Below are 22,483 nucleotides of genomic sequence, written 5' to 3'. Positions count from 1 at the left end.
GCTTGAGTGTCGCCTACTACAACGAGCACGATCCAGTCGCCGCCGCATGGCTGCGAAACCTCATCGCCGCCGGTCACATTGCGCCTGGTGACGTCGACGAGCGCGACATCCGCGACGTGCATCCCGACGACCTGCGCGGCTACGCCCAGTGCCATTTCTTCGCCGGCGTCGGCGTCTGGTCCTACGCGCTCCGTCGCGCCGGATGGCCCGACGATCGACCTGTTTGGACCGGTTCCTGTCCTTGCCAACCTTTCAGCGCGGCAGGCAAAGGACTTGGGTTTGATGACGAGCGGCATCTCTGGCCTGCGTGGTACTGGCTCATCGGCGAGCGCCGCCCTGCAATCATCCTTGGAGAGCAGGTTGCGAGCTCGGCTGTCGACCCTTGGATCGACCTTGTTCAAGCTGACGTGGAAGCGTTGGACTACGCCTATGGGTGTGTCCCGTTCCCGTCTGCGGGCGTCGGTGCTCCGCACATCCGGGATCGCGCGTACTGGATGGCCTACGCCAACCACGCGCGATCACAAGGACGGCGCGGAATGCGCGAACGTGCCGCTGAACGCGCTGCTCGGTCGAGTGGCTTGGCTAGCCGGATGGGGCACGCCGAACGCCTCGGCACCGGGCGGCACGCCGGAGCAAGCGCTTGCGAGGAAAGTGGGCCTGTCGTGCGGGCAATCGGTGACGACGCTCGATCACCAAGTTCAGCTTGCGAGGAAAGTGGGCCTGTCGTGCGGGCAATCGGTGACGACGCTCGATCACCAAGTTCAACTTGCCGGGTGGCCGACCCCGACGGTGGGCAACGCGATGGGCTCGCAATCGTTCGAGGGGCTGAGTTCGACAGGCAAGACACCAGACGGCCGCAAGGTCGCGGTGAGCCTGAATCACGTGGCGCAATTCGCGGGTTGGCCGACACCGACCGCGGCACTCGCGGACAAGGGCGTGCGGTCAACGGAAGGCGGCATTCGCGAAGCGATGCGCTCGCACGGAGCGGATCTAGCGGCGATGGCCTACCTGACGGCTTCGAGCGAATCGAGCCAGCCGGCCCGACTAACGGCTTCTGGCGAGATGCTGACTGGCTCCTCTGCCGGGATGGAAAGTGGCGGCCAGTTGAACCCGGCACATTCCCGCTGGCTTATGGGACTCCCGCGCGAGTGGGACGACTGCGCGCCTACGGCAACGCGATCAACGCGGAAGCGGCGGTCGCGTGGATTGACGCGTGTCGAGGGGTGATCGGATGAACGAACGTCCAACCCTCCACGTCGTTTCGCTTTCCGGCGGCAAGGACAGCACCGCGACGCTGCTCGTCGCGCTCGAGCTGCACGGCCGCGAGAACGTCCGAGCTGCGATGGCGGATACGGGCAACGAGCACCGTCTCACCTACGAATACGTCGACTATCTCGAAGACGCCCTGTCGATCTCGGTGGTGCGCCTCAAGCGCGACTTCACGCCCGAGTGGTGGCATCGGCGCGACTACGTTCGCGACAAGTGGCCGGAGAAGGGCGTTCCTGAGGACGTTGTCCTGCGCGCCTTAGCCGTGTTCGAGCGCGGCCCGACCGGCATCCCCTTCCTCGACCTTTGCATCATCAAAGGCCGCTTCCCGAGCCGCATGGCTCAGTTCTGCACGCACTTCCTCAAGACCGAGCCTCTGAACGAGTACGCGCTGAACCTGATCGATGAGACGGGTATGGCCGTATGGTCGTGGCAGGGTGTCCGTATCGAGGAGAGCGAGGCGCGCCGGAACCGCCTGCAGGGCACTGGAGCATGCGTGCGATCGTTCGAGGAGGTCGGGGGCGGCCTGTCCATCTATCGGCCAGTGTTGCGTTGGACGGCCGAATCCATATTCGAAGCGCACCGCGTAGCTGGTATCAGGCCGAACCCGCTCTACCTGCAAGGTCGCAAGCGCGTCGGATGCCTCTGCATCAATGCTGGTAAAGACGAGATCCGGCAGTGGGATCTGCGCGACCGCGACCACATCGAGATGATCGCCGAGTGGGAAGGCATCGTTTCGGATGCGTCAAAGCGCGGCAACTCGACCTTCTTCCCGGCCCCTGGCGAGACGGACACGGCGCGCGAGCGTGGAAACATCTGGCAGGTCGTCGAGTGGTCGAAGACTACACGCGGCGGCCGGCAATACGACCTTCTCGCGGACGCGGAGCCGGCGACGGCGTGCTCGTCCGCATACGGGCTTTGCGAATAGCTCCATTCACAAACTATCTCAATAGGAGCCATTGATGGCCAAAAACTCAATCGACGTCTACGGGGCATCAGGCAAGGGCAACGTCCTTTCGATGGACCCGGACAAGCTGACGCTCGTCACGGACCCGAAGCACCCGCTGTACGACCGGCGTGTACATCAGGCGCCGAACTCGAAGACGGTTCGGAACTACCGCGCGCAAGGCGTGCTCGAGCCGGTGCTCTTCTACAAAGACCCGGAGACGGGCGAGAACCTCGTGATCGACGGCCGCCGCCGCGTGATCAACGCGCGCGAGCTGAATCGCCTGCTGATCGAGGCAGGCGAAGAGCCGATCACGATCCCGGCGATCCCGAAACGCGTCATGCGCGACAGCGACAAGTCGTTCGTCGGAATGATGGTCAGCACGAACGAGATCCGCGAAGAGGACTCACCGATCAACCGGGCCGAGAAGATGGCCCGCATGCTCGACGTCGGCCATACCGAGGACGCAATCGCTGTCGCGTTCGGTGTCGAGGTGCCGACTGTGCGTGCCGCGTTGAAGTTGCTCGACTGCTGCATGGCGGTGCGCGACGCCGTCGAAGCGGAACAGATCACGGTGTCGCACGCGCTGAAGCTCGCGAAGCTGCCTCCGGACGAGCAACGCGCGAAGGTTCAGGCGCTGATCGACGCGGCGGAAGGCAAGGAAGGGCACGCGCGTTCGCGTGCGCAGAAGGCCGTGCTCGGCGGTACGGCGGCACGCGTGCGCTCGCGTAAGCAGATCGAGGCGGCGCTCACGGAGGCGACGGGCGAGCGCTTGGCGGCGCTGCGGTGGGTGCTCGGCATCGATGACGCGGAAAGCGCACAGGAGGCCGCCGAATGAGTTTCGAGTACCTCAACCGCGCTATGCGCGAGCAGCTCCCGCCGACGGCCAAGGTGATCCTGATCTTTCTGGCGCGGTTGGCCGATGAGAAGGGGAATTGCGATCCGTCAATCGACGACATTGCCGAGTTTGCGAGCGTTACGCGCGTCACGGTGTCGTCCGCCCTCCGCGCATTGGAGGAAGCCGGCGTGCTGCGCGTTACGCGCCGGCCCGGCCAGCCGAGCGCCTATCGCTTGACTCTCGGGAGGACGTCTTGAATCCGACCGACGTCCAAGAAGCAGGCCCGGCGCACGCCGGCGAAATGACGCCCGACGCAGTAACGGCTCGCGTGGCTACCGAGCGCATGTGTTTGTCGTGTGGCGCAAAGACTGACGCTCGCGGCGAGCTGCCGTGCGGGCACTGAGGAGCCTATGAGCGTCAAGGTTATGAACGCGGTGTTCGAGCGCTATCCCGAGGGCGGCGGCGAGATGATTCTCGCGCTGGCACTCGCGGACCATTCGCACGACGACGGCACACACATCTATCCGAGCGTCGACAAGCTGGCTGCGAAGACGCGCCAATCGCCGCGTGCGGTGCAGTACCAGCTTCGCCGGATGCAGCAGTCCGGCTGGCTGATTCTCGTGAGCGAATCGAAGGGCGGGCGTGGGAACACGCGCGAATACCGAATCAATCCGGACTGGATAAACGGTGCAGAACTTGCGCCCATTTCGTCGGGTTCAAAGGGTGCAAAAAATGCACCCAATGGAAAGGGTGCAAACGACGACGTAAAGGGTGCAACTGGCGACATAAAGGGTGCAAATCACAGCACTAAAGGGTGCAAAGCTTTTGCACCCGAATCATCAGGAACCGTCATAGAACCATCAGAGAACCATCAACCCGCGCGGCGTGCGCCGCGAGTTGCGTTACATGGCGAGCTGCGATCGATCGAACTGCCCGAGTGGTTGCCCGTTGACGCGTGGCTCGACTGGTGCGAGCACCGCGAGGCGAAGGCGTCGGAGAAGTCGGCGCCGTGGACGCGCCCGGCGGCGAAGGTGTCGCTGCGCCGCCTCGAGAAGCTGAGAGAGCTTGGGCACGCCCCGGCGGACTGCATCGACGAAGCGGTGCTGCGCGGCTGGACGGGGCTGTTCCCGGTGAAGCCGGACAGCACGGCGACGAGCGGGCAGGACGTTCCTTCCGACTGGCACAAGAGCGCGCAGGGCGTCACTGACCGCGGCAAGCAACTGGGCATCGAGCAGCGCGACGGCGAAGTGTTCATGCGTTTCAAGGCGCGCGTCGTCAAGGCGGACGGGCCCGGCGAGGCGATGGAGGAAATGCTCCGCGAGGCTGCCCGCTTTGGGAACGCGACCTACGAGCAGCTCTACCGGTACTTCAACGACATCCCGCGCGATCAGGAGGCGACGTGACGAAGCGTACTTCTTGGCCGCTGGTTGTTCCCGAGGGTACGGCGATGGTTGGCACGGCACGCGTGCGCGACGACCGAGCCATCGGCCGCAGCTTCGCCGAGCGCGAATTGACGCGCCGCACGGGCAATCAACCGAATTCGGAATTCGACGAGATCGCTTCAGGCGACCTCGACAGGCCGATCTTCCCGCCAGCAATGACGGCGAAGCGCTCGAAGTACCGCAACACGAAGTGCGAGTACGACGGCATCAAGTTCGACAGCAAGCGCGAGCGTTCACGGTGGTTCGAATTGAGCCGGCAACAGGAGGCAGGCCACATCAGCGAGCTTCGTCTTCAGGTGGAGTTCGAGCTGATCGCGTGTCAGCGGCGCTCGGACGGCTCGATCGAGCGAGCCGTCGAATACGTCGCCGACTTCACCTATCGCAATTCCGCGGGCGAGCTTGTTGTCGAGGATGTGAAGTCGGTCATCACGCGGAAGAACAAGGACTACGTCATTAAACGAAAGCTGATGCTCCGAGAGCACGGCATCACGATTCAGGAGGTCGAGTGAAGAAGGCAGTGAGCTTGAGTTCGGGTAACTGGTTGATCTGCGATTGCTTGAAGCGGAAGGCCGGGCGCCGCGGACTGACGATTGAGCAGATCGCATACGAAGCATCGATGACGACCGATACCGTGAAGGGGCGCATACGAAACCTCCTCGGCAAGAAGTGCGTTGAACGGATCGAAGGCTCGCGTCCCGTCACGTACCGCTGCGTGCTCAAGGATCTTCCGTCGCCGACGGAGTCGCCGCAGGAGCGCATCTTGAAGCGAGCGGCTGAGCAACACCGAGAACGCAGCGCAGCGATCGCGCACGCGGTACTCGCCGTTGATCGAATGATCCGTTCGTGCGCGTCACGCGAGCAAAGCAGCCGGCATCAATGAAACGAACTGGGTTCAAGCGGAAGCCGCATTCGCCGTTCAGCAGCCTGACGCGAACGGCGACGCTGAAGCGTCAGAAGGCGATCGTGAAGCGGATCAAGCGACCGACGGTTGCCGAGGGCTCGAAGTATCTGGCGGCATGCCGCGGCGAGCCGTGTTATCTGCGGGTGCCCTCGCAATGTCGGCGGAACCCGATCGACGAAACGGTTGTGCCGTGTCACGAGAACAGCCTCGACGCCGGGAAAGGCATGGGAATCAAGGCCAGCCACGAGCGAACGGTGCCGGGTTGCTTTTGGTGCCATCGCTGGCTTGATCAGGGGGCGGCGTCGCGCGGGGAAAAGCAGGCCACATTCGAAGTGGCATATGGAGAATGGGCGCCGGTGCGGGCGCGCAAGATGGGTTTGATGGAGGGGAAGGATTGAAATTCATGGTGAGCATTCCACTTCGCGGGCTCCGAGCCACGTATCGAGGGCGGGTTTCGACGCATTACTCGGCGGTATTACCGGCGGTGCGACTGATCAGGCCCGAGCACTTCAACGGTACGCAATGCGATTACATCTGGGTGGACGTCACACCACCCGACGAGATCCTCCACATCCTGAGCCGGGTTGGCCTCAAGGCCGACGGTAGCTACCGCTGCAGTATCAACCCGAATTTGTATCGGAAGACACTCGGCCCGTTCATTGAGAGCGGCGACGCCGAATGGGACGTGCGGGGGATGTCTTGAGCGCCTATCTCTACTTCGACTTGGGCGAAATTGCGGAGCCCGTGGCAAAGATGGCGGTGCGCCGCAATGAAGCGAGCACCGGACACCGCGTCATTGCCTTTCCCGGCTGCCCGCTCGAGGGCGTCGAGCTCGAAGACGGCCAAATCGAAATGCGGTTTCCTCGAAGCGAAGAGATCCGCACCGTCCTGATCAACTGGCTGATGTACTGGGGCACCCCGTTTCGCGTTCTTCCATGAGACAACATATGGATTTCATTTTCGACAGCACTCGCCAGGCGCTGCACGTGTCGTTCTTGATTCTGGCGAGCGAGCCACGCGCGAAGAACGTGCTCCGAACGGCACTCATTCGCGCAATGGAGCTCGAGCCGGAGCTGTCGGAGGATCAGCGCAAATGGCTAGGGCAGCTGATCGGCTCGCCCGCCGAGTCAACCGTCAACTTCAGTGGGCTCAACATGGCGGAAGTGCGGGCACAATGCGCCGCCGTGGTGAGCGCGGTCCGCACGAAGCTGATGGACGTCGAGAAATGGGCGGTGATCGCGCGTTTCGGGCAGATGGGAGATACGCGGGACGCCGACGGCGTGAAACGCTTCTACTTCCTCGCCGAGCGCGCTGAGGCGATCCAGAGACTTTCGCGTTGGCTGGAGCCGTCTTTCCCCGGCATTTCGAACCTCGCGCTCGACTGCCTGCTCGCTCGGCTGTATGCGAATCACGCGAGGGCGACGATCAGTTTCCGCGATCTTGAGCGCAGCTTCGGCGCGAGCCATATGACGTACAAGCGCGCATATCAAAAGATTGAGCAGCGCTTGCGAGAAGTGGAGGCGCTAGCGGTGGGGCGGCTTACGCAATATTTCGAAGCGACTGGGCTGATATTCCGAGCAGTCGAATTTACATGACGGAATTATTGGCGTGCTTGGTACAAAATCGCCGCTTCGGTGCAGCGCAACAGATTCCAACAAACCATGGCCATAGTCGGCGACCTCAATTTCACTCAACAGCTGCGTTGGTGTGTATTGCATCGCATCGCGGTCGTTGTGCCGCGATCATCCCCTGCATGACGGACGCTTTGGCTGCTCATTGATGGCAATGGCGTCGTGGCCGAGCCTCAAGGCGTCTGCACAGTCGAAACCCAAGGGGTTGGTACTTTTGTCTATACTTGCAAGTAGCGGTTCGTCTGCCGAGCCGTGGGAAGGACTGATGTATGATGCGACGCCTCGCGGTTGCTCCTTAGCTGCGCACTAAGAAATCATCAGACAAGCACCAGTCCAGATGCAGATCATGTATGCCCACATTGCCGGAGAGCTCCGCGAGCTGACCTTGCCCTCCGTCCATGAAGAGGTGCTCCCCGGCATCCGTTGGGGAGCGTTCGATGAACTGATGACGCCAGCCTACTGGCGCGGGCAAGCTTGGCAACACACCGAATCGGGTAATTTCCGCGATTTTCGGCTTGGTCGCTCACTTGAGGAGGAAGTCGCTGCATGCCTGCTCGGAGGGTGGGGGATGCCGGCAGAGTTAGCCTTGGCTGCCTATTCGCGCGTTCGAGAGAGAAACTTGCTGCGCCCGGGCACTACTGCGCAGGAGCTCGAGGATGCGTTGAGTGAGCCTTTTATCTTCCAAGGTCGCGAGCGCAAATACAGATTTATCCGACAGAAGGCGCGGTACTTGAGCGGCTGCCTCGAGCAACTGGCAGGCGTCACTCCGCCCGTAGATGACATCGCTTTTCGGGACTGGTTAAACGAATTGCCAGGTATCGGCCTCAAGACGGCTTCATGGATAGTTCGTAACATCCGCCCGCATTGCGAGGTTGCGATTCTTGACATTCACATTCTTCGGGCTGGTCAACACCTCGGCCTATTCCCGGAGGGGTGGCAGGCAGAGACGCACTATCGGCAACTAGAAGCGCGTTTCATCGCGTTCGCGCGTGCGATCGATGTTTCCGCAGCTACGCTCGATGGGCTCATGTGGGACCACATGCGACGCCTATCCGCCATTATGCGGAAGACGCGTGCGCAGCCCAACCAACTCGAGCTCTTCGTGGACGATAACGAGAGCATGCACTAGTTGATACCGTGCCGATCAGCCTTGAGCTGGCAATCCGATTGCCGCAGCACCGGCAGCAAGAAGCTGCCCCCCCGATGGGAGGGCTGAAACGACTTCGCTGCCGAGTATGCCCAGGGGGCAAAAGCCGAGCCCGAACAACTCGGCTACGAGTGCAAGCGTCTGAAGCATAGCTCCGGCGTCACGCCAAACGAGCGTCTCGCTATCCGCGTACGCGCTCATCGGACGAGCCATGTCGGCGACAAGCGTGATGAATGCTCCATTTGCTGCGGGAAGTACTCGCCGGCATTTACTAACCCACGCATCCCGCACCTCGGTCGTGAACGCGAGCTTCTCGAGCATGCACGAATCGGCATTTATGCGAAATACGGCCGACTCGCTGAATAGCAACACAGAGATTGGATGGAGTGCCCCGGCCGACAGTGTTGGGCGGCGGCTTCGTCGCAGCACGTCCCCTTCTTTCCAGAATCGAGGCACAAGCGCGAAAAGCAGCGCGCCGACCGTCAACTCCAAAGGGGCAGGCGAGAGCGCGCGAGTGGAACGGCGTTGCTCAAACACGTCGACAAATGTCCTTCTCGCTGGGGCGCTGAGCGGCTCGAACTGCGTGCTCGAGTCAACCGGCCAGATGTAGTCCGAATACGGACCATCACCTAGCGGTTTCGGGTCATCAGTACGGAGCAAAGCCAAGCTCCTCAAGCGTCTCGTAATGCTTTCTGCAGCCGCGGCATATCCCGCAGGCTTCATTCGCGACGTGACAGGAGTGGGCCCATGCAAGCAAGTCGATTGGTACGCCGGACGTCTTGATGAGTTCCGCGCCGCTCAGCTTGATGGCGGGAGCTTCGAGTGCTATACCGCCTTCCTGGCATTGCAGCACTGCGCTCATAGCCGCGATGAACTCAGGCTTGCCGTCCGCGTGAATACCATCGGTCCGAAGCGAACCTATCAAGAGTCTGTTCACATCGAGTGCGACGGCTCTCATCGCCGCAAGAGTGACCAACATCTGGTTGCGAAATGGCCACCACTCCGATACAGGAGCGAGCGTCGAGGGCGCCAGGCCAGCCATGTCGCCGCTACCCAACGTGCTCAAGTCGGCGTCTATCACGTGATGCTCAATGTTTAGCGCTTCACAAACTGCAGCGGCGGCACGAACCTCCGCTTGAGCTGCGCGCTGGCCATACGCTACTGTGATGCCGACTGCCGGGCGCACCCAGTAGGCGATGGCGATCGAGTCCATGCCCCCGGACAGAAGAAGTGCCGTTCTCATGCCTTCCACGCTGTGTGATGCAGTGCCGTCACAAAGTCGAGGTACATCTTGCAGTCCGAGCCAACAACCATTTTTAGATCCTCCCAATTGACCGCTTGGGCAAGCGCATATACTGGGATGCTCTTCGCGCGGGCGTAGCCGACTTCGAAGACCGTGCCTGCGTCGAGGCCGTCGAGAATTGCGAAAACTCGGTCGCAAGAGTTCAGGGCGTAGATGTCTTTCGGTGCGACATCATGAGCAGGACCTCGGCCGATGTCATGAACTGGGGAGAACACCGTCAGACCAAGTTCAGTTAGGCAGTGCCGAGCCTCGTCCACCAGCCACCGTTGTCCAAGATTGAAGAATGGGCTGGCCAAATAGACCTTTCCGGAGACCGTGGCGGCAGGTTTGTTTGGGATCTCTGACAACGTCTGCGCAGGCACCGCGGGCAAACTCATCGTTTCCGCATACTGTGAGACAGCACGAGAGGCGAACTCAGCCGCGACAGTGGGGCTGGCCCGGTGTATCGCCCATTGCGCGGCAAAAATGGCGGCAAATACATCACCTGAGCCGAGGGTCCAAACCGTAGGGCTACGATAAGCGGGGATATGTTCCTCTGCACCGGCGGCGGTATAGACGTACGCACCGGCCGGCCCGGACTTGACCACAATGACTTCAGCGCCGCGTTCTAGTAGCCTTGTTGCAGCCGTCTTCGGGTCTGAATTTTTCGCCATCGCCGTAATCTCGCTTCGGTTCGCTACAATCGCAAGGTGCTCGGCTTGGCTGCCGTTGTCCCAGAACGGTTCCGGATGGAAGGCCGATTGTGGGTCGTAAACGCACCATTTCGCGCTCACCTTTCCCGAGCCCTCCAGCATCCCGAAACGCAGCACTGCATCGGCGCTCACTTGGATTGGTGCGTGCGCGGGGATGCGCGAGAGAACTGGTCGGATGACGGGGGGCGACATGCAATGCACATAGTCGAACGAGATGGCGGTCTGAGTAGGGACTGCGACAAGGTTGAATTTGTATAGCGTTGCAGCCGTCTTGAACTCAGTTTCAATGTCCGACCGAACATAGGTGTACAGCGTCACCTTGTCGATGTGGCTGACGAGCGCGGCGGCCGCTCGTCCCCCGGAACCGAAGATTTGGTCCCATTCGGGCCAGATGCAATGTTCGTGATAGACGCCACCAACGACGGCAATTTCGCTGTGCGTCATGCTAGTCGCACTCGCACCTGACACGAACCGCCCTGAATACCCAATACTTCTGCGACGTACCGACGGCCACTCTGGATGCATTCGATAATCTGAAGCATGGAGCGGGAAGTAAGTGACCCGGCGATTTGCCCCGTATTATTCTGCACGACAAGTCGTTGCGGGGGGCCTGCGATAAACATCACGTCGAGCAGGGCACCTACTCCCACATTACGCAACGCAGCGGGGGAAACCGAATTGAGGGACGTCACTTCGTCGATGACACATGGATCTCCAGGCGTGCCGCCACCATTGCCTCCTTCCTGTCGCGACACTGGCGCCTTCGGCTCCGGCCGCCAGTCACCACCACCACCACCGCCTCCAGACATACTTCCCCCGTTTCCGTTGGTATGGAACGTTAAACACTCGTCGCAATTGTTCGAGTAAATTGAGTGCCAATGAGCGCCTGTTATAGTGAAGCTATCACTGGTATTTCTGGTGAAATTTGGCATGGGTTGCCATAAAACTATTTTAAGCCGAGCTCTTAAGGAGTCAACTGAAATGAATGGTTACCCATTTCAAGGTATCTGCGAGTCCCGGGAATGGTTTTGGTGCATCGACGAGTTGGTCGTTGTGAGCAGCCTCCCAGGTCGTCATAGCTTGGTTGACGGCATCAACATTTGTCCAAGCCGGGAGACCAAGCGATGAATCTGATGTCCGCAGTTCGTTGTAAACTGCCTTCTTGTCGGCAGCCGATCCCTTACCGCGGACGGCGTTGAATGGCGCATAGCTCTTCGAGTTCGCAGACAGGCTTTCGGAACCATCTTGGCCGCGACGCTTCCATGCGGTGAATGTTGTGACACCTGCCGGAGCGTACTTGCCGAGCTCATTCCGATCTTTTTCTGTGAGGTCCGTGAACGTAACCTGAACTTCGATGTCTTCATCAGTCGCTCCGAAGGAGTAATCCTTCTCCGTCAACGAACCAGGCCTTCCGTTAAAGTACCAGTCGAGCGCCCGTAGCACAGTTGACTTCCCGGCGCCGTTCGGCCCTATGAATGTCGTGACGGAATCGAAGGAGATCGTTACATCTTTCAGCGTGCGGAAGTTCTTGATGCGTGCGGATTGGATCTTCATTGCGGACTCCAACTTCTTTGTGCGAAGACTGATTCGCGAACGCCGGTTCGCTGCCCGAAAATTCGGAGCGTGGTGTGCATGAGCGTCTGAAATATCTTCTTGACATCGCTGTTACAGCAGCATATGATTTTTGCCATGCTGCACAAGTTGTATGCGAGAAGCCCCGCCGGTTCGCCGCGCGGGGCTTTTTCATTTCCGCGCCCGGAGTTGCTATGGCCGTTCTGATGTTCCGCCGTCGTCCGCACTGTGTGCGTGCGGCTGTGGCGGTCATCGCGTTCATGCGACTGCATTACGCAGATCGACGAGACGAGCGACATTGCGTTACGACTGTGCGGGCGGTGGCTCGATCAAGTCGTCGACGGGCACGGCAAGTGCGCTGGCGATCTTAGACAGCACGTCGGTAGTGCCGACGCGCTGCCGGGTTTCGATCTGGCTGAGATACGGCTTGCTGATCCCCGCTGCTGCGGCGAGCGCATCTTGCGTCATGCGCAGATGGTTGCGCCAAGCTCGAACAGGGTGATCGCCCGCCAGTTCAGCATCGAGCACAGCGGCCGGGATGCGGCGGCCGTCGTCGCTTGCCTTGGCCTGCGCGTAGAGCGCTTCATCTTCGAGATCTTCGATCAGGTCCTTCACGCGGTCCCACAGTTCGATGGGGACCACGGCAAAGGCCCGGTGGCCGTCCTGCTCGATAAATTGAACTTCGGTCATTTGTAGGCACCTCCACGGGGTTTGACGGCCAGCACAACGATCACGACGCGGCCATCTTCGATTTCGTACAACACACGCCAATCGCCAACTCGGAGCCGGTAGCCGGGCTGTCCCGCCAACTTCTTCGCGTTCGGATTCGGTGCGTAGGGGTCAACTGCCAGTGCATCGATCTTTGCCCGAATCGTCGCCGAAATGTTGCGCGGCATTGCCTTGAGGGCTTGGGCGGCTTGTTTGGTGAATTCGATTGAGTGCATAAACGCATGTTAGCAAAATGCTAACAAAAATGCAAACAAAGTTAGCGAGATTTTGGCGAGATGGCACGACGACCGATGAAGCCCTGCAAGCACCGAGGATGCGGCGCGCTTGTTGCGGACGGCAAGTCGTACTGCGAGCAGCACACTCATGAGGCGGTGAAGTGGAAGCCCGACGCGGTGCGCGGCAACCGCCATGCGCGGGGATACGGAGCCGCGTGGGACAAGATCAGGCAGCGCATCCTGCGTCGCGACAGCGGCCTGTGTCAGCCCTGCCTGCAAGCCGGGCGCGTGACACCGGCAACTGCTGTCGACCACGTTATCTCGAAGGCGCGCGGCGGGACAGACCGCGACGAGAACCTGCAAGCGATCTGCCGTGACTGTCATGCCACGAAGACGGCGCGCGAGCGGTTGCGGTGACGTGGTGGCGGCTGCCCCCGTCGTTGCCAGCCCGGCGAATGCGCCGGGCGGGGAGGGGGGGTAAAAAAGTCTGAGAGGCGCTGCCTTCGGGACCGCCCGCTTCGTCGAATTTTTACGCCCGCGAAATTAAAAATTCAGGAGTTGGCCAGTGGGAGGGATCGCGACAGTGCCGGGCCGGGGCAGAAAACCCAAGCCGACGGCACGGAAAATCGCTGCGGGAAATCCCGGCAAACGCGTGCTGAATAAGGACGAGCCGGATTTCGGCTTGGTCACGAACATCGAGCCGCCGGGCTGGATTGCCGGCGAGGCGCGGGACATGTGGGAGCGTGTCGTTCCGCGCTTGTGCGAGCAGAAAATTCTGCAAGAGACCGACCTACACATCGTCGAAATCTTCTGTTCGGCCTACGGCAATTGGCGAACCGCCCAGGACGATTTGACTCGCAACGGCCCTGTCGTCGACAGCTCGCAAGGCAGCCCGATGAAGAATCCGGCTGCGACCGTTGTGAAGGAAGCAGCGGCGCAAATGGCGAGCTTCGGCGCAATGCTGGGGCTCGACCCAGCGAGTCGGCAGCGTTTGGTCGGCGTAAAACCACAGACACCAGACAACCCTTTCGCGAAGCTGCTCGGCAAATGATTGGAAGACATGGCGACGAATTTCCCGCGCGTAGAGCAGGGGCTCAAGTTCGCGCGAGACGTCGTTCGTGGCAAGCGCCCTGCTTGCCGGTATGTGCAACTTGCGTGCAAGCGCCACCTTGACGACCTTGCGGCGAGCCGCAAGAAGGATTTCCGATGGAAGTTCGATCCGGAGGCGGCCGAGCGAAAGCTCGCACTGATTGAACTGCTGCCGCACACGAAGGGCGAGTGGGCATTCAAAAAGCAACTCGTGACGTTGGAGCCCTGGCAGAAGTTCGGCCTGATGGCGACGTTCGGCTGGCTCAACAAGCGCACCGGAAAGCGAAGGTTTCGCGAGAGCTACTGGGAAGTGCCACGGAAGAATGGCAAATCTGTCATTGCGGCGGGTGTCGGTATCGGCATGTTCGTGCTGGACGACGAGTTCGGTGCCGAGGTGTACGCCGGCGCGACGACTGAAAAGCAGGCCTGGGAGGTCTTTCGCCCGGCGCGGCTGATGGTGAAGCGCTCGCCTGAGTTGATCGTTGCGGCTGGCATTGAGGTGAATGCATCGAACATGAACAAGCCCGAGGACGGCAGTCGCTTCGAGCCGCTGATTGGCAACCCGGGCGACGGCGCGTCGCCATCGTGCTCCATTGTCGATGAGTACCACGAGCACGATAGCGCCGCACTGTACGAAACGATGCTGACCGGCATGGGCGCGCGCAGGCAGCCGCTCATGTTCATCATCACCACTGCGGGCGCGGACATCGAGGGGCCATGCTACGACAAGCGCCGGCAAGTGGTCGAAATGCTCGAAGGGACGGTGCCCGACGACGAGCTTTTCGGCTGGATCTGGACGATCGACGAAGGGGACGATTGGACCGATCCGCGCGTGCTGGCGAAAGCCAATCCGAATATCGGAATCTCGGTCTACCAGGAGTATCTGGAAAGCCAGCAGCAGCGCGCGATCAAGTCGGCGCGCTTCACGAACACGTTCAAGATGAAGCACTTGAACGTCTGGACGTCGGCCAAGGCGGGCTATTTCAACCTCGAAGACTGGAAAGCGTGCGAAGACCGATCGCTGACCCTTGAACAGTTCGAGGGGCAAGATTGCGTGCTTGCGCTCGACATGGCGCGCAAGCTTGACTTGAACAGCATGGCTCGCCTTTTCTGGCGCGATATCGATGGGTGGCGGCACTACTTCTGCGTGGCGCCACGCTTCTGGGTGCCCGAGGATACCGTGCGCAACACGGAAAACCGTCGTATGGCGGAGCGGTATCAGGCGTGGGTCAATCGGGGCTGTCTGCTCGAAACAGATGGCGCGGAGATTGACTATCGCGACATTCTGGAAGAAGCGAAAGATGCGAACCAGCAGTGTCCGGTGCAATGCACGCCGCTCGACCCGCATGGCGCGACGAACCTGTCGCACCAGCTCGAGGATGAAGGGTTGACGCCGGTCACGATCGTGCAGAACTACACGAACATGTCGGATCCGATGAAAGAGCTTGAGGCGGCGATTACGTCGCGCCGATTCCATCATGACGGCAACCCAATCATGACGTGGTGTATCGGCAACGTCATCGGCAAGAACCTCCCGGGCAACGACGACGTGGTACGCCCAATCAAGCAAGGCAACGACAACAAAATCGACGGCGCAGTGGCGCTCATCATGGCGGTGGGGCGCGCAATGCTCGCCGATCGCGTCGATTCCGAGTCGATCTACGATCAAGGGGTGGGTGTTTGAATTCAATTGGTATTGCGGCCTGGGTGACCGGCCTGCTCGGGTTTGCGTTGCTGGTGACCGGCGTGGCACTGATCAGCTTGCCGGTCGGTTTGATTGTTGCAGGCGTCCTGCTTCTGATGTGGGCGTTTCTGGCGGATCTGGCGGCGGCCCGCGCCGCACGTGCAGTCCCGCCGAAGGAGTAGCCCATGTTCTTCAGTAGGCAATTGCTGTCCAACGTCGGTCAGGCGCAGATGGGCGGCGGTGGATGGGTGTCGGCGCTATTGGGTAGCTCGCGATCGGATGCTGGTCAGGTCGTTACCCCGGCGAGCGCGTTGTCGCTGACGGTTTTGCAAAACTGCGTCACGCTGCTTTCGGAGAGCATCGCGCAGTTGCCGATCGAGCTGTATGAGCGTTCGGGCGACGACAGGAAGCCGGCGACCGATCACCCCCTGTATTCGATCCTAAAGTACGAGCCGAACCCGTGGCAGACGCCGTTCGAGTTTCAGGAGCAGTCGCAGGTAGCTGTCGGCCTTCGCGGCAACAGCTACAGCTTCATCGATCGCGATCAGGATGGAGTCATCCAAGGCCTATATCCGCTCGACAACGAGGCGATGACGGTCATGAAGGGCCCGGACCTGATGCCGGTCTATCGGGTCTACGGATCCGATCCGATGCCGAAGCGACTGGTGCATCACGTTCGCTGGGTGTCGATCAACGGCTACACCGGATTGTCGCCGATCCTCCTTCACGCAAATGCAATCGGGCATGCGCTGGCAATCCAACAGTACGCCGGCAAGTCGTTCATGAACGGCACTGCGCTGTCGGGCGTGATCGAGCGGCCGAAGGATAGTCCGGCGCTCAAGGATCAGGCCAGCGTGGATCGCATCACGGACGGCTGGAATTCGAAGTTCGGCGGATCAGGTAACGCGAAGAAGGTCGCGCTGTTGCAGGAAGGCATGACCTTTAAGCCGTTGTCGATGACGAACGTCGATGCGGCGCTGATCGATGCGTTGCGGCTCTCGGCGCTCGACATTGCGCGGATCTACAAGATCCCGGCTCATATGGTGAACGAGCTGGAGCGGGCCACCTTCAGCAACATCGAGCATCAGTCGCTCCAGTTCGTCATCTATACGCTGTTGCCGTGGGTCAAGCGGCATGAGCAGACGAAGACGCGCGACCTCCTGTTGCCGTCGGAGCGCAAGCAGTACTTCATCGAATACAACCTCGCGGGGCTGCTGCGAGGCGATCAGTCGTCGCGCTACGCCGCATACGCGGTCGGGCGCCAATGGGGCTGGCTGTCGATTAACGACATCAGGCGGCTTGAGAACATGCCGCCCGTCAAGGGCGGCGACATCTACCTGAGCCCGATGAACATGGTCGACGCGTCGAAGCCGCAGCAGCTTCCCGTCGGCAAAACAGAGCCGACGAAAGCGGCGATCGACGAAATTGGGAGGATCCTATCTTGAAGCCGCACCTCAGACTCGCAAGTCTGATTTTCAATCAGCCGCAGCTCGTCACGGACCCGATGATGTCGCTCGCGGTGCAGTGGGCGAATCACGCGCTCAACCTCAATATCGTCAATCTGACCGTGAACGGCGTGCAGCCGAAGATCATGGAAGACGACGACTACGAAAGTGGCGCTCAGATGGCGGCCGCATCGGAACGTCGGCGAGCGCTCGTAGCCGATACCGGCATGGACATCATTCCTGTCTTGGGGATCCTGGTGTCGCGTTCGGCGCACATGAATCCGTGCGAGCCGATGACCAGCTACGAGGGCTTGCGCACTTCCGTGAATCAGGCGGTCGCTGATCCGGCCGTCGAGCACATCGTGCTCGATATCGACAGCAATGGCGGGAGCGCGACCGGTGCGTTCGAGTTGGCGGATGACATCCGCGCTGCGTCGCTGGTGAAGCCGATCACGGCGATCGTCAATTTTTCGGCCTTCTCGGGAGGCTATCTGATTGCCGCTGCGGCATCGAACGTGATCGTCAGCCGCACTTCAGGCATCGGGTCGATCGGTGTGATCGCCAACCATCTCGACGTCTCGAAGCGGGACGAGCAGCAGGGGATCAAGGTGACGTCGGTGTTTGCCGGGGATCACAAGAACGATCTCACGCCGCATGAGCCGCTGAGCGATCAGTCGCTGACGTTCCTGACGAGCATGGTGCAAAACAGCTACAAGCAGTTCGTGGACGCAATTGCGAACTTCCGTGGTTTGAGCACGCAAGCGGTAAAGGACACGCAGGCGGGAATCTTCTTCGGTCAGAAAGGCGTTGATGCTGGACTCGCGGATAGCGTTGAGACGCCACAGGCAGCGATCAACCGCATCGCTGCCGAAGTCCGCGCCTCCCGAGCCGATCGTCAAGGCGCGAATACGCGCCGTAGCGTTTCGGCTCGCGCGGCCGCGATGAACATGCAGGCCATGATGTAACCAGTCGTCAGAAATCGGATTTTCGTCATTCAGCACTGGAGCGCGTTCGCGTCTCAGTCAAGCACTGCCGCCTTCGGGCGGCATTTTTTTGGAGAAGAGTAGTGAACGTCAATGAACTTCGCCGCGAACGCGCAGCCGTCAATCAGCGGGTGCAAGCGCTGGCACAGCTCGAGGTGGGCGGCACGGCGCTGTCGGTCGAGCAACAGGCCGAATTCGACCAACTCAACTCGAAATTCAACGAACTGACCGCGCAGATTGAGCGCGCGGAAGCCGCCGAACGCATGGCCGCTGCGGCGGCCGTTCCGGTCGACCCGAATCCGGCCGCCGTCGCAGCACCGGCCGCCGCGGCCGTGCATGCACAACCGAAGGCGCCGGAAGTGAAGGGCGCGAAGATGGCGCGCATGGTGCGCGCACTCGCGGCGGCGCGTGGCGACGCGCAGCTTGCGGCGAAACTGGCGATCGAGCGCGGTTTCGGCGAGGAAGTCGCGATGTCGCTTAACACCCTTTCGCCGGGCGCGGGCGGCGTCCTGGTGCCGGAGAACCTGTCGAGCGAGGTCATCGAACTGCTGCGTCCGAAGTCCGTCGTTCGCAAGCTCGGCGCGCGTACGTTGCCGCTCTCCAACGGCAACATCACCATCCCGCGCCTGAAGGGTGGAGCGATCGTCGGCTACATCGGCGCAGACACCGATATCCCGACGACGCAGCAACAGTTCGACGATCTGAAATTGACGGCGAAGAAGATGGCCGCGCTGGTGCCGATCGCGAACGATCTCATCAAGTACGCCGGCGTGAATCCGAACGTCGATCAGATCGTGATCGGCGACCTCACTGCGGCGATTGGTGCGCGCGAAGACAAGGCGTTCATTCGTGACGACGGCACGGCAAACACGCCGAAGGGCCTGCGCTTCTGGGCGCTCGACAACAACGTCCTCAAGGCAGGCGACGGTTCGACGCTGCAGAAGATCGAGACGGACCTCGGCAAAGCCATTCTCGCGCTCGAAAACGCCGACGCCAATCTGACGCAGCCCGGCTGGATCATGGCCCCGCGTACGTTCCGCTTCCTCGAAGGTCTGCGCGACGGGAACGGCAACAAGGTTTATCCGGAACTCGCCAACGGCATGCTGAAGGGCTACCCGGTCGGCAAGACGACGCAAGTGCCGATCAATCTAGGTGAAACGGGCAAGGAGTCGGAGATCTACTTCACCGACTTCGGCGACGTCTTCATCGGCGAGGAAGAAACGCTGGAGATCGACTACAGCAAGGAAGCCACCTATAAGGACGCCGACGGCCACGTGGTCAGTGCATTCCAGCGCGACCAGACGCTGATTCGCGTGATCGCGAAGAACGACTTCGGCCCGCGTCACGTCGAGTCGATCGCGGTGCTGGCCGGCGTGACCTGGGGCGCGTAAGCGAAGCCGTAACCGTGCGGCCCGTCCATTCGTGGGCGGTCCGCATTTCGGAGGAAAACATGAAGGTGATCAAGATCCAGCGGCATTTTGGTAAATACACGCCCGGCGACATCGCAGGGTTCGACGATGAGCTTGCGGACAAACTCCTCAACGCCGAAATTGCCTCGGAGTACGAGGGAGACCCGAAGGGCGCGAAATCGGTGGCGAAGGGCGAAAGCGCCAAGCCCGCCGTAGCGAAGGGGTAACGCGGTATGGCTGCTGTTCTCGTCGAATACCTGGACGACGCGGAGCCGCTAACGTATGAGGAGGTCGCTTTTCAGTGCCGCATCGATGACGACGATGAGCGGGATTTCGTCGAGCGCGTCGTGATCCCCGGCGCGCGGCAAGCGGCCGAGAGCAAGTCCGGCGCCGCGATACGCAAGGCGCGCTACGTGGAGCACCTGTCGGGCTTTCCGCCTGCCGAGGTCCCATTGTCTGTCGGGCAGGTCATCGGCGTCGACAGCATTGAGATCCGCGATGCATCGGGAGCGACAGCGACGCTCGGCGCCGTCGATTTCGAGCTTATTCAGTTGGGGCGAGAGACGCTTCTCGTTCCGGCCGGTCGGGCTGGTTGGCCGTACGCGCGCGCCGTGACGATCACATACCAAGCGGGTGTCGAGCTTGCGCGATACCCGTCGGTGCGATCTTGGATGCTACTTGCGGCCGCATGGGCCTACGACCATCGAGAGCTCTTCTCGGACGGGCAGCCCATAGGAGAAATGCCAGGTGGCTATTCCGACGTGCTGCTCAATCCGATCACGGTTCCGCCGAGGTTCTGATGGAAGCGGGGAAATTCAAGGAACGGATCGTGATTGAGCGGCGGAGCGGTGAGACGAATGAGAACGATGAGCCGATTCCGGGAGCGTGGGTCGTGCATGCGCGACCGTGGGCCGATGTTCGCTTCCTGAACGGAAAGGAGCATGTCATCTCCGGAGCGGTTCGTGGTGCGATGGTCGCGAGCATGCGCATCCGCTATCGAGCCGGCATCGACGACCAGATGCGCGTTCGCTACGACGGCAGGCTCTACGACATCACAGCAGTATTGCCGGCGCGGAAACGCGGGTATCTCGACCTGTCGGTGAAGGTGGGAGAAAAGTATGTCTAGCATTCAGATTGTCGGGCTCGCCGACCTGCGTGCGGATTTCGAGAAGCTTGCGAAATCGCAGTCGACGAAGGCGCTGCGGCGCGCGACGGTGGCCGGTGCGAAGGTGATACGCGATGAGGCGCGTAAGCGCGCACCGAAGAAAACTGGGAAGCTGCGCCGCAATATCGTCTCAGCAGCACTTCGGCAGAAAGACGCTCCGGGCTTGGCGACAGCAGGCGTACGTGTCCGGTCGAAGGGCAAGGCCGATTCGCCGAGCAACGCGTTTTACTGGCGCTTCGACGAATTCGGCACGCAGTACATGAAGGCGCAGCCGTTCATGCGGCCGGCGTTCGATGCGTCGATCGGCGAGGCGGAAGGGGCGATTCGCACCGAGCTGGCGCGCGCAATCGACCGCACGCTGGGGGGGCGACGGTGAGCACGATCGTCATTCGCGACGCCCTACAGGGCATCGGTGGCGCAAAGGGATATCTCGGCGTTGCACCGCAGAAGGCACAGGCGCCGTATTTCGTCGTCACGCGCGTTCATGGCGAGCTCGACATGGCGCTCGCCGGGCTGATCGGCGGCCGTTCCGGTTCCTATCAGATCGACTGCTACGCGCCGACGTTCACCGACGCGGACCGGCTTGCCGACTTGGCAATCGATCGTGCGATGTCGGTTCAGGATCGGTTCTCGGTTGGAGGTGTCGACGAGCTGCCGGACGACTATTTGGCGGACACGGGACTTTTCCGCATCAGCTTGGAACTGTCGGTCGAGTTCTGACCGACAAGACGACGATTCACTTGGCCCGCCGCGTGCGGGCCTTTTTTCATTTGTGAGGGGCTTATGGCTGAAAGAAGCAAGCGCATTCGATCGCAGGGAACCAAGGTCGAAGTTTCGAAGGTGCCGTCGAACGATCTCGATGCGAACGACATTGCCTTCGTTGATCTCAACACGACCACCAAGCAGATCCAGTGGCAGGGTGGCCAGTCCGATGAGATCGACGCGACGACCTTCGCGAGCGAGGAAAAGGAATCCGAGCTCGGCATCGGCGATCCGGGTGAGTTCTCTGTCGAGGGCAACTACTCGTCGGACGACGAGGGGCAACTGATCTTGCGTGCTGCGCACTCCACGAAAGCGAAGCACGTCTTGCGCGTCACGTTCTCCGATAAATCGCAGTTCCTGATGGTCGGCATGGTGCGCCAGTACTCGTGGTCCGGCGGTGTGAACGGGATCATCTCGTCCAGCTACAGCATGCGGTTGAGCGGTGCGCCGAAGATCGTGCCTCCGCCGGCGGCGTAACTCCCCGATCGCAAATAAGAGGTGAACATGGAAAACGAAATTCGAGGCATGGCGCACCTGCGTGCCGCGGTGCTGAACCCGCTGACCGGCTGGCGGCATGAACTTATGAGCGTACCGGAATGGAACAACGAGAGGATCGCCGTGCGCGAGCCGACGGTCGGCGACCGCATGTTCTGGATTGAAACGCTCCGCGACATCGCGGGAGTATCGGAGGACGACGACGAGACGGCTGTTCGCGAGAAGTTCACGCGCGCGAGCGACGACGCGCACGTGCAGGCGAATGCGCGGCTGTTCGTTCGCGTCGTGTTCGGTGAAACCCCGGACGGCTGGAGGCGGCTGTTCTCGGACGACGACGCGGCCGCGGTCGCGACGGCGTTCGGCTCCGTGCACAACCGCATCGTCGTGAAGGCGCTCGAATTCGGCAAGCTCGACGTCGATCCGGTCGAAGACGCAAAAAAGCCTTCCGCCGAACCCCAGGCCTCTGCTTCCTGATGTCGCTCGCGCTGCGGCTCGGCAAGACGTTGGCCGAGCTCTGCGAGCAGATGTCGTCCGCCGAGCTGAGCCTCTGGATTGGGTACGACGCGGAATCGCCCGTTGCAGACGATCGTGCGGATCTGCATGCGGCGATGATCGCGGCGGCGGCGTTCCAGTCGCAGGGCGCGAAGGTGAAGGTGTCGGACATGATGCCGAACTGGTCCGGCGCGCCCGTGGCGGGCGAGGAAGAGGAAGGTGGCGGCGATCCGTTTCAAGCCGCCCTGATGCGCATGGCGAAGTAGGCGAGAAAACA

32 protein-coding genes and 1 pseudogene are annotated in these 22,483 nt (G+C 61.2%); 27 read left to right on the top strand and 6 right to left on the bottom strand.

What is annotated here, in order from left to right; genetic code table 11:
• The first annotated feature begins 116 nt into the window (after positions 1-116).
• The 12 genes from BG90_RS31465 to BG90_RS00730 all read left to right on the top strand — a co-directional run bounded on the left by BG90_RS31465 (position 117) and on the right by BG90_RS00730 (position 8,153).
• The gene (locus BG90_RS31465) at positions 117-1,235 is read left to right on the top strand and encodes a DNA cytosine methyltransferase (RefSeq protein WP_232288984.1); all 1,119 of its coding nucleotides are present in this window, start codon (positions 117-119) and stop codon (positions 1,233-1,235) included.
• On the top strand, positions 1,232-2,194 hold the full coding sequence (locus tag BG90_RS00780; RefSeq protein ID WP_010121330.1) for a phosphoadenosine phosphosulfate reductase domain-containing protein: 963 nt from the start codon (positions 1,232-1,234) through the stop codon (positions 2,192-2,194). The genes BG90_RS31465 and BG90_RS00780 overlap by 4 nt, the downstream gene beginning before the upstream one ends.
• 34 nt (positions 2,195-2,228) lie before the next feature.
• A complete protein-coding gene (locus BG90_RS00775; protein WP_010121328.1) occupies positions 2,229-3,050 on the top strand; it encodes a ParB/RepB/Spo0J family partition protein in 822 nt (273 codons plus the stop codon).
• Positions 3,047-3,307, top strand: coding sequence for a helix-turn-helix domain-containing protein (locus BG90_RS00770; protein WP_010110014.1), 261 nt, complete (start codon positions 3,047-3,049; stop codon positions 3,305-3,307). Before BG90_RS00775 ends, BG90_RS00770 begins: the two co-directional genes overlap by 4 nt.
• Before the next feature lie 153 nt (positions 3,308-3,460).
• Positions 3,461-4,453, top strand: coding sequence for a helix-turn-helix domain-containing protein (locus BG90_RS00765; RefSeq protein WP_038802137.1), 993 nt, complete (start codon positions 3,461-3,463; stop codon positions 4,451-4,453).
• Positions 4,450-5,001, top strand: a complete 552-nt coding sequence (locus tag BG90_RS00760) for a DUF1064 domain-containing protein (RefSeq protein WP_025990454.1) — start codon at positions 4,450-4,452, stop codon at positions 4,999-5,001. The genes BG90_RS00765 and BG90_RS00760 overlap by 4 nt, the downstream gene beginning before the upstream one ends.
• Entirely contained in the window at positions 4,998-5,372 is a 375-nt protein-coding gene (locus BG90_RS00755; RefSeq protein WP_025990453.1) for a hypothetical protein, read from the top strand. The genes BG90_RS00760 and BG90_RS00755 overlap by 4 nt, the downstream gene beginning before the upstream one ends.
• Positions 5,369-5,791 carry a nuclease domain-containing protein gene (locus BG90_RS00750; protein ID WP_010121320.1) on the top strand — a complete coding sequence of 141 codons (423 nt, stop codon included), beginning with the start codon at positions 5,369-5,371 and terminating at the stop codon, positions 5,789-5,791. The genes BG90_RS00755 and BG90_RS00750 overlap by 4 nt, the downstream gene beginning before the upstream one ends.
• Entirely contained in the window at positions 5,788-6,096 is a 309-nt protein-coding gene (locus BG90_RS00745; protein ID WP_124072284.1) for a hypothetical protein, read from the top strand. The genes BG90_RS00750 and BG90_RS00745 overlap by 4 nt, the downstream gene beginning before the upstream one ends.
• Positions 6,072-6,332 carry a hypothetical protein gene (locus BG90_RS00740; RefSeq protein WP_025990452.1) on the top strand — a complete coding sequence of 87 codons (261 nt, stop codon included), beginning with the start codon at positions 6,072-6,074 and terminating at the stop codon, positions 6,330-6,332. The genes BG90_RS00745 and BG90_RS00740 overlap by 25 nt, the downstream gene beginning before the upstream one ends.
• A gap of 8 nt (positions 6,333-6,340) precedes the next feature.
• A complete protein-coding gene (locus tag BG90_RS00735) occupies positions 6,341-6,988 on the top strand; it encodes a hypothetical protein (RefSeq protein ID WP_010121314.1) in 648 nt (215 codons plus the stop codon).
• A 373-nt stretch (positions 6,989-7,361) separates the two neighbouring features.
• On the top strand, positions 7,362-8,153 hold the full coding sequence (locus BG90_RS00730) for an 8-oxoguanine DNA glycosylase (protein ID WP_010121313.1): 792 nt from the start codon (positions 7,362-7,364) through the stop codon (positions 8,151-8,153).
• 15 nt (positions 8,154-8,168) lie between these two features.
• Here the strand turns inward: BG90_RS00730 and BG90_RS34450 are convergent, their stop codons facing one another.
• The 6 genes and pseudogenes from BG90_RS34450 to BG90_RS31450 all read right to left on the bottom strand — a co-directional run bounded on the left by BG90_RS34450 (position 8,169) and on the right by BG90_RS31450 (position 12,682).
• Positions 8,169-8,831 (bottom strand): nitroreductase family protein, encoded by a 663-nt coding sequence (locus tag BG90_RS34450; protein WP_157135679.1) that lies wholly within the window; start codon positions 8,829-8,831, stop codon positions 8,169-8,171.
• On the bottom strand, positions 8,818-9,414 hold the full coding sequence (locus tag BG90_RS00720) for a 7-cyano-7-deazaguanine synthase (RefSeq protein WP_010121309.1): 597 nt from the start codon (positions 9,412-9,414) through the stop codon (positions 8,818-8,820). Before BG90_RS00720 ends, BG90_RS34450 begins: the two co-directional genes overlap by 14 nt.
• The gene (locus BG90_RS00715; protein WP_010121307.1) at positions 9,411-10,610 is read right to left on the bottom strand and encodes a PfkB family carbohydrate kinase; all 1,200 of its coding nucleotides are present in this window, start codon (positions 10,608-10,610) and stop codon (positions 9,411-9,413) included. The genes BG90_RS00720 and BG90_RS00715 overlap by 4 nt, the downstream gene beginning before the upstream one ends.
• A 582-nt stretch (positions 10,611-11,192) precedes the next feature.
• Positions 11,193-11,720: pseudogene (locus tag BG90_RS31460) on the bottom strand (ATP-dependent nuclease); the annotation flags it as partial.
• Between the two features lie 321 nt (positions 11,721-12,041).
• On the bottom strand, positions 12,042-12,428 hold the full coding sequence (locus BG90_RS00705) for a helix-turn-helix domain-containing protein (RefSeq protein ID WP_004548635.1): 387 nt from the start codon (positions 12,426-12,428) through the stop codon (positions 12,042-12,044).
• Positions 12,425-12,682 (bottom strand): type II toxin-antitoxin system RelE family toxin, encoded by a 258-nt coding sequence (locus BG90_RS31450; RefSeq protein WP_004549735.1) that lies wholly within the window; start codon positions 12,680-12,682, stop codon positions 12,425-12,427. Before BG90_RS31450 ends, BG90_RS00705 begins: the two co-directional genes overlap by 4 nt.
• Before the next feature lie 60 nt (positions 12,683-12,742).
• Here BG90_RS31450 and BG90_RS00700 point away from each other — a divergent pair, with 60 nt between their 5' ends.
• The 15 genes from BG90_RS00700 (at position 12,743) to BG90_RS00630 (ending at position 22,472) form a co-directional block, all read left to right on the top strand.
• The gene (locus tag BG90_RS00700) at positions 12,743-13,099 is read left to right on the top strand and encodes an HNH endonuclease (protein WP_025990451.1); all 357 of its coding nucleotides are present in this window, start codon (positions 12,743-12,745) and stop codon (positions 13,097-13,099) included.
• Positions 13,100-13,247: 148 nt separating this feature from the next.
• The gene (locus BG90_RS00695) at positions 13,248-13,733 is read left to right on the top strand and encodes a phage terminase small subunit P27 family (protein WP_025990450.1); all 486 of its coding nucleotides are present in this window, start codon (positions 13,248-13,250) and stop codon (positions 13,731-13,733) included.
• A 9-nt stretch (positions 13,734-13,742) separates the two neighbouring features.
• The gene (locus tag BG90_RS00690) at positions 13,743-15,455 is read left to right on the top strand and encodes a terminase large subunit (RefSeq protein WP_010121303.1); all 1,713 of its coding nucleotides are present in this window, start codon (positions 13,743-13,745) and stop codon (positions 15,453-15,455) included.
• Positions 15,452-15,637: a hypothetical protein gene (locus BG90_RS00685; protein WP_010121302.1), complete on the top strand. Its 186-nt coding sequence runs from the start codon at positions 15,452-15,454 to the stop codon at positions 15,635-15,637. Before BG90_RS00690 ends, BG90_RS00685 begins: the two co-directional genes overlap by 4 nt.
• A 3-nt stretch (positions 15,638-15,640) precedes the next feature.
• The gene (locus BG90_RS00680; RefSeq protein ID WP_025990449.1) at positions 15,641-16,900 is read left to right on the top strand and encodes a phage portal protein; all 1,260 of its coding nucleotides are present in this window, start codon (positions 15,641-15,643) and stop codon (positions 16,898-16,900) included.
• Positions 16,897-17,865 carry a S49 family peptidase gene (locus tag BG90_RS00675; protein ID WP_010121298.1) on the top strand — a complete coding sequence of 323 codons (969 nt, stop codon included), beginning with the start codon at positions 16,897-16,899 and terminating at the stop codon, positions 17,863-17,865. The genes BG90_RS00680 and BG90_RS00675 overlap by 4 nt, the downstream gene beginning before the upstream one ends.
• A 101-nt stretch (positions 17,866-17,966) precedes the next feature.
• Complete coding sequence (locus tag BG90_RS00670) at positions 17,967-19,274, top strand: phage major capsid protein (RefSeq protein ID WP_010121296.1); 1,308 nt, start codon at positions 17,967-17,969, stop codon at positions 19,272-19,274.
• Positions 19,275-19,333: 59 nt separating this feature from the next.
• On the top strand, positions 19,334-19,519 hold the full coding sequence (locus BG90_RS00665; protein ID WP_010121295.1) for a hypothetical protein: 186 nt from the start codon (positions 19,334-19,336) through the stop codon (positions 19,517-19,519).
• Between the two features lie 6 nt (positions 19,520-19,525).
• Complete coding sequence (locus tag BG90_RS00660) at positions 19,526-20,092, top strand: head-tail connector protein (protein WP_010121294.1); 567 nt, start codon at positions 19,526-19,528, stop codon at positions 20,090-20,092.
• Entirely contained in the window at positions 20,092-20,418 is a 327-nt protein-coding gene (locus tag BG90_RS00655; protein WP_010121293.1) for a phage head closure protein, read from the top strand. Before BG90_RS00660 ends, BG90_RS00655 begins: the two co-directional genes overlap by 1 nt.
• Positions 20,411-20,833 carry an HK97-gp10 family putative phage morphogenesis protein gene (locus BG90_RS00650; protein ID WP_009901139.1) on the top strand — a complete coding sequence of 141 codons (423 nt, stop codon included), beginning with the start codon at positions 20,411-20,413 and terminating at the stop codon, positions 20,831-20,833. The genes BG90_RS00655 and BG90_RS00650 overlap by 8 nt, the downstream gene beginning before the upstream one ends.
• Positions 20,830-21,177: a DUF3168 domain-containing protein gene (locus tag BG90_RS00645; RefSeq protein WP_010121292.1), complete on the top strand. Its 348-nt coding sequence runs from the start codon at positions 20,830-20,832 to the stop codon at positions 21,175-21,177. The genes BG90_RS00650 and BG90_RS00645 overlap by 4 nt, the downstream gene beginning before the upstream one ends.
• Before the next feature lie 63 nt (positions 21,178-21,240).
• Positions 21,241-21,696 carry a phage tail protein gene (locus tag BG90_RS00640; RefSeq protein ID WP_025990448.1) on the top strand — a complete coding sequence of 152 codons (456 nt, stop codon included), beginning with the start codon at positions 21,241-21,243 and terminating at the stop codon, positions 21,694-21,696.
• A 27-nt stretch (positions 21,697-21,723) separates the two neighbouring features.
• Entirely contained in the window at positions 21,724-22,188 is a 465-nt protein-coding gene (locus tag BG90_RS00635; RefSeq protein WP_025990447.1) for a phage tail assembly chaperone, read from the top strand.
• Positions 22,188-22,472 (top strand): phage tail assembly protein T, encoded by a 285-nt coding sequence (locus BG90_RS00630; RefSeq protein WP_010109990.1) that lies wholly within the window; start codon positions 22,188-22,190, stop codon positions 22,470-22,472. The genes BG90_RS00635 and BG90_RS00630 overlap by 1 nt, the downstream gene beginning before the upstream one ends.
• The last annotated feature ends 11 nt before the right edge of the window (positions 22,473-22,483 follow it).

The organism is Burkholderia oklahomensis C6786 (assembly GCF_000959365.1).
GTDB classification, from domain to species: domain Bacteria; phylum Pseudomonadota; class Gammaproteobacteria; order Burkholderiales; family Burkholderiaceae; genus Burkholderia; species Burkholderia oklahomensis.
This window is presented reverse-complemented; position numbering and strand designations above follow the sequence as displayed.

Bases quoted from the DNA above. Each gene is read 5' to 3' on its own strand.
- BG90_RS00665 (WP_010121295.1), top strand. From the start codon at position 19,334: ATGAAGGTGATCAAGATCCAGCGGCATTTTGGTAAATACACGCCCGGC.
- BG90_RS00705 (WP_004548635.1), bottom strand. From the start codon at position 12,428: ATGACCGAAGTTCAATTTATCGAGCAGGACGGCCACCGGGCCTTTGCC.
- BG90_RS00735 (WP_010121314.1), top strand. From the start codon at position 6,341: ATGGATTTCATTTTCGACAGCACTCGCCAGGCGCTGCACGTGTCGTTC.
- BG90_RS00720 (WP_010121309.1), bottom strand. From the start codon at position 9,414: ATGAGAACGGCACTTCTTCTGTCCGGGGGCATGGACTCGATCGCCATC.
- BG90_RS00655 (WP_010121293.1), top strand. From the start codon at position 20,092: ATGGAAGCGGGGAAATTCAAGGAACGGATCGTGATTGAGCGGCGGAGC.
- BG90_RS00730 (WP_010121313.1), top strand. From the start codon at position 7,362: ATGCAGATCATGTATGCCCACATTGCCGGAGAGCTCCGCGAGCTGACC.
- BG90_RS00770 (WP_010110014.1), top strand. From the start codon at position 3,047: ATGAGTTTCGAGTACCTCAACCGCGCTATGCGCGAGCAGCTCCCGCCG.
- BG90_RS00630 (WP_010109990.1), top strand. From the start codon at position 22,188: ATGTCGCTCGCGCTGCGGCTCGGCAAGACGTTGGCCGAGCTCTGCGAG.
- BG90_RS00780 (WP_010121330.1), top strand. From the start codon at position 1,232: ATGAACGAACGTCCAACCCTCCACGTCGTTTCGCTTTCCGGCGGCAAG.
- BG90_RS00660 (WP_010121294.1), top strand. From the start codon at position 19,526: ATGGCTGCTGTTCTCGTCGAATACCTGGACGACGCGGAGCCGCTAACG.
- BG90_RS00650 (WP_009901139.1), top strand. From the start codon at position 20,411: ATGTCTAGCATTCAGATTGTCGGGCTCGCCGACCTGCGTGCGGATTTC.
- BG90_RS00640 (WP_025990448.1), top strand. From the start codon at position 21,241: ATGGCTGAAAGAAGCAAGCGCATTCGATCGCAGGGAACCAAGGTCGAA.
- BG90_RS00740 (WP_025990452.1), top strand. From the start codon at position 6,072: ATGGGACGTGCGGGGGATGTCTTGAGCGCCTATCTCTACTTCGACTTG.
- BG90_RS00680 (WP_025990449.1), top strand. From the start codon at position 15,641: ATGTTCTTCAGTAGGCAATTGCTGTCCAACGTCGGTCAGGCGCAGATG.
- BG90_RS00715 (WP_010121307.1), bottom strand. From the start codon at position 10,610: ATGACGCACAGCGAAATTGCCGTCGTTGGTGGCGTCTATCACGAACAT.
- BG90_RS00700 (WP_025990451.1), top strand. From the start codon at position 12,743: ATGGCACGACGACCGATGAAGCCCTGCAAGCACCGAGGATGCGGCGCG.
- BG90_RS00775 (WP_010121328.1), top strand. From the start codon at position 2,229: ATGGCCAAAAACTCAATCGACGTCTACGGGGCATCAGGCAAGGGCAAC.
- BG90_RS00765 (WP_038802137.1), top strand. From the start codon at position 3,461: ATGAGCGTCAAGGTTATGAACGCGGTGTTCGAGCGCTATCCCGAGGGC.
- BG90_RS00750 (WP_010121320.1), top strand. From the start codon at position 5,369: ATGAAACGAACTGGGTTCAAGCGGAAGCCGCATTCGCCGTTCAGCAGC.
- BG90_RS31450 (WP_004549735.1), bottom strand. From the start codon at position 12,682: ATGCACTCAATCGAATTCACCAAACAAGCCGCCCAAGCCCTCAAGGCA.
- BG90_RS00635 (WP_025990447.1), top strand. From the start codon at position 21,724: ATGGAAAACGAAATTCGAGGCATGGCGCACCTGCGTGCCGCGGTGCTG.
- BG90_RS00690 (WP_010121303.1), top strand. From the start codon at position 13,743: ATGGCGACGAATTTCCCGCGCGTAGAGCAGGGGCTCAAGTTCGCGCGA.